The organism is Streptomyces doebereineriae (assembly GCF_031845645.1).
GTDB classification, from domain to species: Bacteria; Actinomycetota; Actinomycetes; order Streptomycetales; family Streptomycetaceae; genus Streptomyces; species Streptomyces canus.
On sequence record NZ_JAVREZ010000002.1, the window covers coordinates 850,180 to 863,102 of the forward strand.

General features: G+C 68.9%; 12 protein-coding genes and 1 pseudogene. 9 read left to right on the plus strand and 4 right to left on the minus strand.

Annotated elements, in window-relative coordinates; genetic code table 11:
- Positions 1–4 precede the first annotated feature (4 nt).
- From RNB18_RS09460 to RNB18_RS09475, 4 genes are all read left to right on the plus strand, one after another.
- The gene (locus tag RNB18_RS09460) at positions 5–616 is read left to right on the plus strand and encodes a GNAT family N-acetyltransferase (RefSeq protein WP_311713654.1); all 612 of its coding nucleotides are present in this window, start codon (positions 5–7) and stop codon (positions 614–616) included.
- Entirely contained in the window at positions 606–1,073 is a 468-nt protein-coding gene (locus tag RNB18_RS09465) for a cupin domain-containing protein (protein ID WP_311713655.1), read from the plus strand. The genes RNB18_RS09460 and RNB18_RS09465 overlap by 11 nt, the downstream gene beginning before the upstream one ends.
- Positions 1,070–1,822: an SDR family NAD(P)-dependent oxidoreductase gene (locus RNB18_RS09470; protein ID WP_311713656.1), complete on the plus strand. Its 753-nt coding sequence runs from the start codon at positions 1,070–1,072 to the stop codon at positions 1,820–1,822. The genes RNB18_RS09465 and RNB18_RS09470 overlap by 4 nt, the downstream gene beginning before the upstream one ends.
- A 123-nt stretch (positions 1,823–1,945) precedes the next feature.
- The gene (locus RNB18_RS09475; protein WP_311713657.1) at positions 1,946–3,715 is read left to right on the plus strand and encodes a copper resistance CopC/CopD family protein; all 1,770 of its coding nucleotides are present in this window, start codon (positions 1,946–1,948) and stop codon (positions 3,713–3,715) included.
- Here RNB18_RS09475 and RNB18_RS09480 read toward each other — a convergent pair.
- Positions 3,681–4,523 (minus strand): DUF72 domain-containing protein, encoded by an 843-nt coding sequence (locus RNB18_RS09480; protein WP_311713658.1) that lies wholly within the window; start codon positions 4,521–4,523, stop codon positions 3,681–3,683. The genes RNB18_RS09475 and RNB18_RS09480 overlap by 35 nt on opposite strands.
- Before the next feature lie 30 nt (positions 4,524–4,553).
- Here RNB18_RS09480 and RNB18_RS09485 point away from each other — a divergent pair, with 30 nt between their 5' ends.
- The 5 genes and pseudogenes from RNB18_RS09485 to RNB18_RS09510 all read left to right on the plus strand — a co-directional run bounded on the left by RNB18_RS09485 (position 4,554) and on the right by RNB18_RS09510 (position 10,069).
- Positions 4,554–5,333 (plus strand): SDR family NAD(P)-dependent oxidoreductase, encoded by a 780-nt coding sequence (locus RNB18_RS09485; RefSeq protein ID WP_057609305.1) that lies wholly within the window; start codon positions 4,554–4,556, stop codon positions 5,331–5,333.
- A 399-nt stretch (positions 5,334–5,732) separates the two neighbouring features.
- Positions 5,733–7,868 (plus strand): sensor histidine kinase, encoded by a 2,136-nt coding sequence (locus RNB18_RS09490; RefSeq protein WP_311713659.1) that lies wholly within the window; start codon positions 5,733–5,735, stop codon positions 7,866–7,868.
- Positions 7,865–8,275 carry a roadblock/LC7 domain-containing protein gene (locus RNB18_RS09495; RefSeq protein ID WP_189781019.1) on the plus strand — a complete coding sequence of 137 codons (411 nt, stop codon included), beginning with the start codon at positions 7,865–7,867 and terminating at the stop codon, positions 8,273–8,275. Before RNB18_RS09490 ends, RNB18_RS09495 begins: the two co-directional genes overlap by 4 nt.
- 64 nt (positions 8,276–8,339) lie before the next feature.
- Positions 8,340–8,974 (plus strand): annotated as a pseudogene (locus RNB18_RS53645) (site-specific integrase); the annotation flags it as partial.
- A gap of 345 nt (positions 8,975–9,319) precedes the next feature.
- The gene (locus tag RNB18_RS09510; protein WP_311713660.1) at positions 9,320–10,069 is read left to right on the plus strand and encodes a hypothetical protein; all 750 of its coding nucleotides are present in this window, start codon (positions 9,320–9,322) and stop codon (positions 10,067–10,069) included.
- Positions 10,070–10,168: 99 nt separating this feature from the next.
- On the opposite strand, the gene RNB18_RS09515 is transcribed toward RNB18_RS09510, so the two are convergent.
- From RNB18_RS09515 to RNB18_RS09525, 3 genes are all read right to left on the minus strand, one after another.
- On the minus strand, positions 10,169–10,714 hold the full coding sequence (locus tag RNB18_RS09515) for a hypothetical protein (RefSeq protein WP_311713661.1): 546 nt from the start codon (positions 10,712–10,714) through the stop codon (positions 10,169–10,171).
- A 396-nt stretch (positions 10,715–11,110) separates the two neighbouring features.
- A complete protein-coding gene (locus tag RNB18_RS09520) occupies positions 11,111–11,581 on the minus strand; it encodes a hypothetical protein (RefSeq protein WP_311713662.1) in 471 nt (156 codons plus the stop codon).
- Between the two features lie 607 nt (positions 11,582–12,188).
- A partial coding sequence (locus RNB18_RS09525; protein ID WP_311713663.1) for a tetratricopeptide repeat protein occupies positions 12,189–12,923 on the minus strand: 735 nt, incomplete at its 5' end.

The window sequence follows — 12,923 nt, forward strand, 5'->3', positions numbered from 1 at the left end:
GACCATGTCCGAGACCCCCACCCGTGAAGCGGTCCACACCCGGACCGTGGACGGCTTCGGCACCGTCCGCGTCCTGCGGCTCGACCCGCACGCCGACGCCGCGACCGTCCACGCCTGGGTGCGCGAGGAACGGGCCGCGTTCTGGGGCATGAACGGCCTCACAAAGGAGCAAGTGGCAGAGGTCTACGCCCACTTGGACACTCTCGACACCCACCACGCCTATCTCCTGGAGAAGGACGGCGAACCGGCCGGACTCCTGCAGACCTACGAGCCGGAGGCCGACCGCGTCAGCGAGTGCTACCCCGCGGAACCCGGTGACATCGGCATTCACCTGCTGCTCCCGCCCCCCGGCCCGCACGGCACGCACCCCGGCTGGTCGTCGGCGCTGCTGTCCGCCGTGGCCTCGTACGTGCTGCTGGTCCTGGACAAACGGCGGGTCGTGGTCGACCCCGACGTGCGCAACGAGAAGGCCATCGCCCGTTTCCTGAAGCAGGGTTTCGTGGCCGGAGCCGCGGTCGTGCTGCCGGAGATCGACCTCCCGGACGTGTACCTGCCCGAGAAGCATGCCCAACTGGCGTTCCTGACAAGGGAGGTAGCCTTCCCGGGTGACGCCTGACGACCTCGTCGCCCACTACGGCCTGGTACCGATCCCCCGCGAGGGCGGGCTGTTCCGGCAGACCTGGGCGGGCGAGGAGCGTGGCGACGGCAGGCCGCACGGCACGGCGATCGTCGCCCTCCTCACCGCCGACGACTACTCCGCCCTGCATCGCCTGCCCAGCGACGAGATCTGGCACCACTACCTCGGCGACCCGCTGGACCTCCTGCTCCTCGCCCCGGACGGCACGGCGACGACCGCCGTCCTGGGACCGGACATACGCGGCGGCCAGCACCCCCAGCTGACCGTGCCCGCGGGCACCTGGATGGGGGCCAGGACCCGCGGCACGTGGACCTTCTTCGGCTGCACCATGGCGCCCGGCTTCACCTACGAGGACTACGAGCACGGGGACGCGGCCGAACTGACGGCGCGTTATCCGTCCCAGGCCGCACGCATCGCGGGACTGTCCCGTCCATGAGACTCCTGGAAGGGCAGGTCGCCCTGGTCACGGGCGCGGGCGGCGGCATCGGGCGGGGGATCGCGCTGCGGTTCGCCGAGGAGGGCGCGGCCGTCGCACTCCATTGCCGTACGGCGGTGGCGGCGGCCCGTGACGTGGCGTCCCGGATCGAGGACTCGGGCGCCCGGGCCGTCGTACTGGAAGCGGATCTGCGGGACGAGGACGAGTGCCGGCGGCTGGTCCGGGAGGCCGCCGCGTGGGGTGGCGGACTGACCGCGCTGGTCAACAACGCCGGTGTGCAGCCCGTCCAGCCCCTGCCCGGGATGACGGCGGCGGACTGGCGGGCGGTCGTGGAGACCAACCTGACCGGTGCCTTCGCGTGTACGCAGGCTGCGGCCGAGGTCATGGGGCCGGGCGGCTGCGTGACCCACATCGCGTCCATCGAGGCGCGGCACCCCGCGCCCGGGCACGCCCACTACTCCGTCTCCAAGGCCGCGATCGTGATGCACGCGCGGTCGGCGGCCCTGGAGTACGGACCGCGGGGCATCCGCGTGAACACGGTCTCGCCCGGGCTGATCGACCGGGCGGGGCTGGCGGAGGCCTGGCCGGAGGGGGTGGAGCGGTGGGTGCGGAACGCGCCTCTGGGGCGGCTCGGACGGCCCGAGGACGTGGCCGACGCGTGCGTGTTCCTGGCCTCACCCCTCGCGTCCTGGGTCACCGGGCACGACCTGGTGGTGGACGGCGGGGTGTCCGCGCGGCCGACATGGTGAGCGCTCGAGGGTTCGCGTGCGTACCTATCGGGAAGACCGCGAGCCCAGGTACGGAGTAGTGACGTGAGGTGTGAGCGTGCAGGCAGCAGCACAGGCCGGCGAGGGCGAGGACTTCAAGGGCTGGTGCTGCTGGGCACCGTGCTGGTCCTGCTCCTCTTCGGCGGTGCGGGAGCGGCGTCGGCCCACGCGGCCCTCAGGGCCACCGACCCCGAGGACGGAAGCGTCCTCAAGTCCGCCCCCCGGGACATCACCCTGACCTTCACAGAGTCCGTCGGCCTGCTCGACGACTCGTTCCGGGTGCTCGACCCCGACGGCAAACGCCTGAAGGTCACGGACGCCGGACACGGGGCGGGCGGCTCGGACACGGCCAGTGTCTCGCTGCCCGCCGAGCTCGCCCAGGGCACCTACACGGTGGCCTGGCGGGTGGTCTCGGCCGACAGCCATCCGGTCTCCGGCGCCTTCACCTTCTCGGTGGGCAAACCCTCCCCCGCCACCGTGGTCATGGACACCGGTCCGACCGAGGACCCGGCCACGGAGAGCCTCTTCAACATGGGCCGCTACCTGGCCTACCTCGCCGCCGCCCTGCTCATCGGCACGGCCGTCTTCCTCCTCGCCTGCCGCCCGCCGGAGCCGTCCCGTCTGCGCCGCCTCCTGTGGGCGGGCTGGGGCACCCTGCTCGGCTCGACCGTCTTCCTGCTGGTGCTGCGGGCGCCGTACGAGTCGGGGGCGGGCCCGGCCTCCGCCTTCTCGCTGAAGGCCTTCGAGCGCACCCTGACCACCCGCCCGGGAGAGGCGCTCCTGGTCCGTCTGGCGCTGCTGCTCGTCGGGTACTTCTTCGTCGTACGACTGCTGCGGCTCGGGGAGTCGAGGCTGCCCCGCGCCTGGCAGGCGGCGGGCGGCGCGCTCGCCGTGGGTCTCGCGCTGACCTGGGCGGCCGCCGAGCACGCGTCCGCCGGGATCCAGGTGCCGGTGGCGATGACGTCCGCGGTGCTGCACGTCCTCGCGATGGCGGTCTGGCTGGGCGGCCTCGCGGCCCTGCTCACCACGCTGTACCGGGCGTCGTCGCAGATCCCGGCCGCCGTGGTCGCCCGTTTCTCCCGGCTGGCCTTCGCCTCCGTGACCGTCCTCGTCGCCACCGGCGTCTACCAGTCCTGGCGCGGCCTCGGCTCCTGGGAGGCGGTCACCGGCACGACGTACGGCCATCTGCTCGTCCTCAAGCTGCTCGCGGTGACGGTGCTGCTGGGGGCGGCGAGGCTGTCGCGGCAGTGGACGGGACGGCTCGTGACGGCCGGGGCGCAGGTGGAGTCGGAGTCCGTCGTACGGGAGCGGGTGCCGGAGCCGGTGGGGGGACCGCCGGCCGCCTCCGACGCGAAGCGGGAGCCCGCCGCACCGGGGGGAGACTCCCCGGCGTACCGGCGTGGCCTGCGCCGTTCCGTCCTCGCCGAAGTGGCCGTCGGTGTCGTGGTCCTGGTGCTCAGCACCGTGCTGAGCGGCACGCTGCCAGGCCGGGCGGAGGCCGAGGCGGCCGAGGCGGGCCCGGCCACCGGCGGACTGCCCGCCGCGTCCCTGACCGACGTCCCCTTCTCCGTGGGGGGCGCCACGGGCCGGGTGCAGATCACCCTCGACCCGGGCCGCACCGGCGACAACTCGGTCCAGGCCATCGTCTACGCGGCCGACGGAGGCCTCGCCACGGTCCCCGAACTCCGGCTGTCCTTCACCCTCCCGGCCCAGGAGATCGGCCCGATCGACGCCGAACTGAAGGACAAGGGCGGCTACTGGGGCACGAACGACCTCACCCTGCCCCTCGCGGGCGACTGGCAGATGAAGACGACGATCAGGGTCTCCGACGTCGACCAGGTCAGCGTGACGAAGACGGTGAAGATCGTGGGCTGAGCAGGCCGGCCATGGTCTCGGCGGCCTGTACGGCGGCTGCTCCGCAGCAGTTGTTGAACAGGACGTGGACCTCGTCCACCTGCTCGGCCAGGGCGTGCAACCCCGGTAACCACTCGGTGAGTTCGGCGCGCCGATAGTCGTACCGGAAACGGTCCTCCTTGCTGCCGCGCCCCCAGGAGGAACTGCGTCCGTGGAAGCGCACGACGGACAGCCGGGGTGTGGTGACGGGGGTGACCGGCGGCAGGGAGGTGGGCAGGTCCTGGCTCATGTCCACGGCCACGGCGGCGAAGCCGTACGTGCTCAGCAGCGCACGGGTGAGGTCCCGCTGCGGCTCCTCCCACCAGGCCGGATGCCGGAACTCCACATGGACGGGCCATCCGGCGGTCCGCGCCGCGGTCTCCTCCAGGAACCGCTCCGCCCGCGCCCCGGGCCGGAAGCACGGCGGGAACTGGAACAGCACCCCGCCGAGCCGCCCGGCCCCCCGCAACGGCTCGATCCCGGCGGCGAACCGTGCCCACACCTCGTCAGGAGCCACGTCCGCGAGGTCGGCCTGCTTCACCGGATGCCCCGTGAGCGGTGCGTACGCCTTCACGTCGAACACGAACCCCGCGGGCGTGCGCTCCACCCACAGACGGCTGTTGCGCTCGCTGGGCAGGGCGTAGAACGTGCCGTCCACCTCCACCACCGGGAACCGTTCGGTGTAGTACCGCAACCGCCCCTCGGCGTCCCGCCGGCCGGGCGGGTACCAACCGCTGCGGACGAGCGCGGGATCGGTCCAGGAGCAGGTGCCGACGAGGATGCTGGTCATGGGGAGTGGGTACCGACTTAGGGTTCGGCCATGACTTCCCAGGCGTACCTCTCCGAACTGTTCTCGCTGGACGGCCGTGTGGCGCTGGTGACCGGCGGGAGTTCGGGCATCGGCAGGGCGATCGCGGGGGCGTTGGCGCGGGCGGGCGCGAGCGTGGTGATCGTGGCCCGCAGGGAGCCGGAACTGACCGCAACGGTCGAGGAGTTGACGTCCGACGGCTGCCGAGCGGGCTGGGTGAGCGGCGACTTGAGCACGAGGGAGGGTGTGCGTACGGCGGCGGAGGCGGCCGCCGGAGTGTTCGGTGAGCCGGACATCCTGGTCAACTCCGCGGGGATCAACCTGCGTCCACCGATGACCGAGCTCACCGACGACGTGTGGGACACCACCCTGGCGGTCAACCTGGAGGCCCCCTACCTCCTGGGCCAGCGCTTCGGCCCCGGCATGGCCGAGCGCGGCTTCGGCCGGATCATCCACATCACCTCCCAGCAGGCCCACCGCGCCTTCGTCCAGAGCGGCGCCTACGGCGTCTCCAAGGGAGGCCTGGAGTCCCTGGCCCGCTCCCAGGCCGAGGCCTGGTCCCCGCACGGCGTCACCTGCAACACCCTCGTCCCCGGCTTCGTGCTGACCCCGCTCAACGCCCGCCTCGCCACCGACCCGGAGAAGGTCACGTCCCTGGCCGCCCGCACCATGACCGGCCGCAACGGCCTCCCCGAGGACTTCGCGGGCGCCGCGGTCTTCCTGGCGAGCGGGGCGTCGGGCTATGTCACGGGGCAGTCGATCTTTGTGGACGGGGGGTTGTCGGTGCACTGATTCCCAGCGTCCAGGGGGTCACCAAGGCGCGGCGGAGTGGGGCTGGGGGCAGGTGTCCGGGAGGGGCTTCTCCAGGTCGTCTACGTCCGAGGTGAAGATGGTGACCCGGCCCTTCTGCTGGCGCGTGCGATGACAGCGAGTACGGCGTCGATCGCGTACTTGTGGCCGTGCAGCTTGGCGTCAGCCAGGAGGCGCCGGGCCTGGCGAGCCTCGTCCTTTCCGATGTCGGCGACCTCGAGTCGGGAGAGCACCCAGTACAGGAACCACGCTCGTCACGCTCCCGCCCACACCGTGGTCACAATCTCTTGCTCTGCGGTGTGAGAGCGGCGCAACGGAATGTCCCACGCGGTCTAACAGGCAGGAAACCGGCCGCTACGGCGGGCGGACTAGCTTCGTGACATGAGGGTGTGGATGCCCGTACGGCCGCTGCGCGGCAGGCTTGCCGCGATCGGCAAGGGCAGATTCGGCAAGGGTGGTTCAGTACGCCGCCACGGGGGCCGAACGACTCCCGGGCGACGGCCGATGCCTGGCTGGCGCAGCATCAGGGGCCGGGTGGCGGTGGTCATCACGGTCCCGATCTGCTTGCTGCTGGCGGTGGCCGGTCTCGCCGTGCACGGCCGCGCCGAAGCCCTCGGCGATGCCCGGACCACCCGTGCCGAGGTCGGCCTCAGCCTGCGCATCCAGGCCCTGGTGCACCAGTTGCAGCGCGAACGCGGCCTGACCAACGGCCTGTTGGGCGGCGAGGAGGAGTTCCGCTCACCGCTTTCCGCCACGCGCAAGCGCGTTGACACGGCGCTGCGCGGTATGCGCAGCGAAAGCGCCGTCGAGGACGTCGTCCAGCGGCACTTGCGGCGTCTCGCCGGCATCCGAGCCGCCGCCGACAGAGGCACCGCCGGCCAGGCCGCGACCCTCACCTTCTACACCAGCGCCGTCAACGCCCTGTACGCCGTCGATCCGGTGGCGGAGACCGCGACCGGCGCCGACCGCCAACTGCGCGACGGGCTGGCCGCGTTGCGCGAGCTGGCCGCCGCCAAGGAGTCCGTCGCCCTCGAACGCGGGTTCCTCAACGGTGTGTTCGCCCAAGGCGCCTTCCACGGCCGTCAGTACATCGACTTCACCGAGGTGCGAGCCACCCGCGTTGCCGCCCTCACCCGCTTCCGGCAGGTCGCCACCGCATCTCAGCGCGCGGCACTGGAGAAAGCCTTCGCGACCGAGGACGCCGAACGCGCCACCGCCTACGAGAAACAGGCGGAAGGTGCTGCCGACGGCTCCCCGCTGCGGGCCGACGCCCGCACCTGGTGGGACGCGATGACCGTACTCGTCGACGATCTGTACGCCGTCCAGCAGTCGGTCGGTGACGACGTACGGAACCGGGCCGACCGGCTCAGCCACGACGCCGAACTGGCCCTCGCCGCCTATCTCGTCACGGGCACGCTCATCGCCGCCCTGGTCGCGGGCCTCGCCGCCGTCGCCTCCCGGTCGCTCACGCGCCCGCTCCGTGGACTCGCCGACACCGCTCACGACGTGGCGCGCCGCCGACTGCCCGCAGCCGTCGCCCGTATCCAGCAGTCCCCGCAGGACTCTGCTCAGCTCCTGACGCCGGAGGACGCGCAGGACACCCCCGATGCACGGCTGCTGGGTGGTGCGGCCGAGATCGCCGAGGTCGCAGCCTCTTTGCAGCAGGTGGAACACACGGCCCTCCAGCTGGCTGCCCAGCAGGCCGGCCTGCGTCGCAACACCACGGAATCGCTCGCCAATCTAGGCCGCCGGAACCAGAGCCTCGTACGTCGCCAACTCAGCCTCATCACGCGCCTGGAACGGCAGGAACTCGACCCGGACGCCCTCGCCGAGCTCTTCGAACTCGATCACCTCGCCACCCGCATGCGGCGCAACGCCGAAAGCCTGCTGGTCCTGGCCGGGCAGAATCCGCCAAGGCCCACGGCAGCACCCGCCGACGGTCTGGAGGTCGTCCAGTCCGCAGTCGCCGAGGTGGAGCAGTACCGTCGAGTTCTGATCGCGACCGTGGAGCCGGTGCGGGTGCGTGGGCACGCCGTCGCGGATGTCGCCCACCTCCTCGCCGAACTCATCGAGAACGGGCTGAACTTCTCGCCACCGGCCGAGCTGGTCGAGGTGCACGGCTGGTACGACGCCAAGGACGACACGTACAGCATCGCCGTCGTCGACCACGGCATCGGCATGTCCGAAGCCGACAAGGCACGTGCGGGCGCCCTCTTCTCCGGCTCCGGCTCCGGCGAGGAGGCCCTCGTTACCGCACCCACCCGGTTCCTCGGCCACCTCGTCGTGGGCCGACTCGCCCACCGCCTCGGTGAAGGCGCTCAAGTCCACCTCTTCGACACTCCTGGCGGCGGCCTGTCCGCCCTCCTCGCCCTCCCCGGCCGCCTGCTCGCCCCCGCGGAGGACCCCTCCGTCCCACCCCCACCCGCCAGGCCCGCTGCTGTCTCCTCCCTGCTCAACGGCTTCCGAGCAGGTGTCGCCCGCGCCGAAGCCAGAAACCCCCAAGGAGCGTCATCGTGACCACTGCCGTCCAGAGTTTCGGCTGGCTCGTCTCGGAGTTCGTGCGCACCGCCGACGGCGTCACCGATGCCGTCGCCGTTTCCTCCGACGGCCTGCTCATGGCCGCCTCGGACAGCCTCGGCCGAGATCGCGCCGACCACTTGGCCGCCGTCGTCTCCGGCATCACCAGCCTCGCCCAGAACGCGGCGACGGCACACGGCTTCCACGGCATGAAGCTCGTCATGATCGAAATGCTTGGAGGCTTCCTCATGGTCGGTCGTATCCGCGACGGCAGTTGCCTCGGCGTCCTCGCCGCCGAAGGGTGCGACGTGGGCCTCGTCGGCTACGAAATGGCCGTCCTCGCCGACCGCGCCGGCGAGCTGCTCACCCCGCAGTTGGTACGCGAACTGCACTCCGCGCCCAGGTGAGCCCACCCGTTCGCCGCCCGCCCCTGCCTCCGTTACCAGTGCGTGCCGCGAACGGTGGCGTGGCCGCTTGCAGCCCGAGCACCTGGAGAGCCTGTACCGCCGTATGCAGGCGAACGGGGAGCGCAAGGCCGGTACCGCTCACCAGGCCCACCGCACCGCCCGAACCGCGCTGGGGAGGCAGTACGGCGCGGCTACGCGGCGAAGAACGCTGGAGCACAGGCCCAGCTGCCACGGATGGAAGAGGACGAAACCGAGGTAGAGCCCTACTCCGTGGATGAGGTTCAGTGCCTGCTGCTGGGCTGACGTCTGCGCCCCAGATACGAGCACGGGTCCCCGGAAGCGCCACCGAGCGGCTTGGTGAACACGTAGTCCGACTCGGTCCACAGGTCGCCGGAACCCCCGCGTATTCCAGCAGACGCATCCAGTCGTGGTAGTCCGTGTTCGGGCTCAGCGGGAAACGGCCGGCTGCACGACGCCAGACACACGGCCGCCACTGTGCTCATACTGCTCGGTGTCCCGGCCCGGGTCATCGATCTGAGCCTGGGGTGGGAGCCGGGCACCTCCGCGAGCATGCGGGCGAGGTACCTGCACGTGCCGGACGCCATGCTCAAGGACGTCGCCCGGAAGATCGCCGAAGCCAGAGGACAACGACGAAGGGCCCCACCTTGCGGTGGAGCCCTTCGACATCGTGCCCGGTGAGGCACTGGCGGAGGATACGAGATTCGAACTCGTGAGGGGTTGCCCCCAACACGCTTTCCAACTGTGGTGGTGGGGTGGTGGGCTGTGTACGCGGGCGTTCACCTGCGTTCATGGATGGCCCGGCTTCGTGCCGCGCCGAGGGCGGGGTCGCGCCTGAACGGTCGTGAACGCGGCTGAATGAGACGGAAACTGAGACGGGCCGTCCGTAGGCATCTCCCTCCGCAGGGCCCTCGCTCTCGGGCAACTGCAGCATTGATGCAAGCCCCGCTGGGAGTGCTTGTCAGATAGGTGTAAGTCCGGTGAACCGGTGGACGTCCGACCGGACTACGTCCATGCTCATCGCTCATGAACGCAGACGTCTTGGTGCCGATCGCAACGGCTGGAGGGGTTGCCGTTGTGGCTGCCATCGGTGCGGATGCGTGGGCTTCCACGCGTGATGCTGTGGCGCGCATCGCCGAGGCACGTAAGCGCGTGCGCACCGCAGAGGAAGACTTTGAGCAGGTACTTCGCTACGCAGATCCTGGCGAAAGAGCGCGCGAAGAGCATGTGGACGCGGGTGAAGCAGATGACCAGGACGCCGACGCCTCATCCAGCGCGAGGCCCGAGCCCTTTGGGAGCCACGCGCTTGCCCTCCCGGAGCTGTGGGCCGTCACCCACGGTCGCCTGGACCTGTACCACGCGATTGCCACCGGTCAGGCCTCCCGGTCCTTTCGCAACGCTCAAATTGCCATGGTCCTCGGCTTCGCCCTTCTCATTGCCTTCGTCATAGTCGCTTTGAGAGCCAGCACCACGGCGGGCGCTGTCGTCGCCGGCGGTTTGGGTGCGGTCGCTGCTGCCCTGGCTGGTTACGTGAGCCGGACGTTCGTACGGTCACAGGAGACTGCGGCCAGCCACCTTCGTGCCTACTTCGATCAGCCTTTGGAGTTCTCGCGTTACCTAGCCGCGGAGCGCCTCGTCGCCGATGCGAACCTGACCGATCAGCAGCGCGCCGAGGTCGTCACTGCGCTCGCACAAGCCATGATTGCCGGGCCCGTTGCACCAGTAGCGGACACCCCGAACGGCTCGAACGGTGACGTGGGTAACGCGCGCGCATAGGGCGGCATGACGTGGTGCGGTTGTGGTGCTTCCATGCAAACGACGGCAGACGGGTGGCCGACACGTCGAGGCATGCCGCTTGGGCCCCCAGCGGGTCACTCAGAACGGTGCGCGCAGCTGACGGATAGCTCTGAAGGAGAGCACTGTGACACCGGCCGCGAGTGGCCAGGCAGCAACCGCCGCCCAGAATGAGGCGTTGAGCTGGCGCGTGCTATCCGCGCTGGCCAGGATGAAAACTACGGTGGCAATCAAAGAGACGGCAGATGTTCCAGAAAATAATAAGTAGTACGGATGCGTGATTCTCTGCGCCTCATTGTTAGGTCTATTCTGGGCAAGCCACGATTCCCAGCCCAGCCCTCCAGTCACCCTGGGACTTAACACTTCTTCGATATACTTAGCTATCCCTTCGATCGTGCGAAAAAGCGAGGCCAGGATTTCACTGGATGCGTAGGAGATAAAGGGGATTACCAGCAGTATTGACCAGCGGTCACTGCCCGATAGTGCTACGGAGAATACAACACTTACGGCTGTCAAATGGAGTGCGATCACTTGGTGTTGCAGACTAATTCTTGTCGTGATCTCGCTTCTGAGGGCTGTATATTCAGCGATAGGCCCCTCGTTTTGGTTCTGATCCGCTTCAGTCATTACCCATCCCTGCAGATAGAGATTCGGACGGTTCAGAATTTCCCTTAGGCGTCGCAGGGTAGTATGTGGAGATGGGGCGCAGGGGGAGCGCATATAAGCACGTAAGGTGTGCGCTGCATGTCATGCCTCAATGGTTTCCTGCTTTATCGCCTCACCCACGGTGCACGCTTTCTTGCGGGATCCCCCGACGGGTGCGGCCTGCGGTGTCTTCTTGCCCTGGGCCTTGCCGGGGATCTTGGTGACCTGCGTTTCCCCAGGTCCAGGCAGTACCCCCACGCCCCAGTGGTCGTGATTGGTCGATGCTGGCCACTGCTGAGCGACCTGGGACGGCCTCGAGACGGCCCGGACCGAGGTCCTCGCTCCGCCCGTCAGCGCGTCTCGCTGTGCTTCGCTTGCCTAGATGACAGGGCTTCCGAGGGAGCCGCAGGCGGCGTCGGCGAAATCGTCACGAACCGCTTGAAACCGCTCTAGCAACGGATCGCGGACCCATCCGCCCATCATGAGGTCCCAACAGGCCACAGATTTGGCGACATCAAGCACCTGATCTATCTGCTCCATGGTGAGAGCGCGACTTTCCTGCAAAACGAACTGCAGGAAATCGAGCTGCTCCCACCGCTCATCGTCTTCTAGGCTCCCCCATCTAGCTAGGAGCTCCCAGGCGACGAACGCCGAACCATGGTGCGGGTCCTCGCAAAGCTCTGCATCACGCGGGCACCAGTTGGCCTCCAGAGCGCTGACCGCCGATCGAAGCACGGCCCTGCGCAGTGCCAACTTCTCCAGCTCCGAGCTCTGCTTCAGTACCTCCCGCGCTTGGGCGGTGATGACCGGCGGCCCCAGCACAGCAACGCCTGCCTGGGCCTCAACCACTCCGGTGACCTTCTGATCTAGTAGGCCCTTGCGGGACTCGTGGGGAATGGCTGGTAGCTCTCGCACCGCCCGTACGAGGAGGTCTGCTGCACGTAGAAACTGCGTGTACGCAACGCGACGCTCACTCTCCAGCGCATGCTCGCGACCAGCACGACTCTGGACCCGAGCGGCATGCACCGCGGCCTCGGACTGGCCAAGTCCAACGGCTACTGCGGCATCAGCAGCTCTGTCCATGCTTCGCCTGGTCCAGTGCGCGCCGACCAGAGTGGCCGGGACGGCAATGAACGCTGTAACCACTGTCGTTACGGCTACTACTCCTTCTAATGACACGAGATGCATAGTGCCGCGGCGCACTCGGCGAAGTGTCAGTTGTGCAGAACCAACGACGGCGCCAAACGAACTGTGCATACAGGCTCCCGAACCTCAGCTTGGGAAGCTTGGGTGCTTTAGGGTCGGTTCCCGCTCTGACCTGCGACGGAGCGGTCTCAGTGCCTTGAGGTCCGTTCCCTCGGTACCCCGGTGTTCCCCGTGGTTCCCCGCAGGATCTGGCACGGACCTCTTCGTCCCGAACTCTCGGCCGGGTGGTCATTGAGGTCTGATGGGCTGGTCAATCGGCCGTAGGCGGCTGCTGAGGGTCAGTTGTGGTCGTTGGGGTTGCTGTACTTCTCTGCTGTACAGCTTGGGCGGCTCGGTAGGCGCCCGCGAGGTTTCTGCGGCTTAGCAGGGTGTCTGGGTGTGTGTCACCGAGGATCTGCTCGCGCTGTCTGAGGGTGGCCTTAAACAGCGGGATGGCCCGCGCCAAATCCCCCGCCTCCTGGTAGGCGCCTGCGAGGTTGTTGCGGCTGGCGAGGGTCTGGGGGTGGGTGTCGCCGAGAGTTTGCTCGCTCTGGCTAAGGGTGGCCTCGTACAGCGGGATGGCCCGCTCTAGGTCACCCGCATCCAGGTAGACATACGCGAGGTTGTTGCGGCTCGCTAGGGCGTGGGGGTGGGTGTCGCCGAGGATCTGCTCGCATTGGGTGAGGGTGGCCTCGTACAGCGGGATGGCCCGTTCCAGGTCACCAGCCTTCTGGTAGGCGCCTGCGAGGTTGTTGCGGCTGGCGAGTGTGTTGGGGTGGGTGTCGCCGAGGATCTGCTCGCATTGGGTGAGGGTGGCCTCGTACAGCGGGATGGCCCGTTCCAGGTCACCAGCCTTCTGGTAGGCGCCTGCGAGGTGAATGCGGCTGGCGAGGGTCTGGGGGTGGGTGTCGCCGAGAGTTTGCTCGCTCTGGCTAAGGGTGGCCTCGTACAGCGGGATGGCCCGCTCTAGGTCACCCGCATCCAGGTAGACATACGCGAGGTTGTT

Coding starts and splice junctions, on each gene's coding strand:
- RNB18_RS09470 (WP_311713656.1), top strand. CDS start 1,070: ATGAGACTCCTGGAAGGGCAGGTCGCCCTGGTCACGGGCGCGGGCGGC.
- RNB18_RS09510 (WP_311713660.1), top strand. CDS start 9,320: ATGAACGCAGACGTCTTGGTGCCGATCGCAACGGCTGGAGGGGTTGCC.
- RNB18_RS09515 (WP_311713661.1), bottom strand. CDS start 10,714: ATGACTGAAGCGGATCAGAACCAAAACGAGGGGCCTATCGCTGAATAT.
- RNB18_RS09480 (WP_311713658.1), bottom strand. CDS start 4,523: ATGACCAGCATCCTCGTCGGCACCTGCTCCTGGACCGATCCCGCGCTC.
- RNB18_RS09485 (WP_057609305.1), top strand. CDS start 4,554: ATGACTTCCCAGGCGTACCTCTCCGAACTGTTCTCGCTGGACGGCCGT.
- RNB18_RS09490 (WP_311713659.1), top strand. CDS start 5,733: ATGAGGGTGTGGATGCCCGTACGGCCGCTGCGCGGCAGGCTTGCCGCG.
- RNB18_RS09460 (WP_311713654.1), top strand. CDS start 5: ATGTCCGAGACCCCCACCCGTGAAGCGGTCCACACCCGGACCGTGGAC.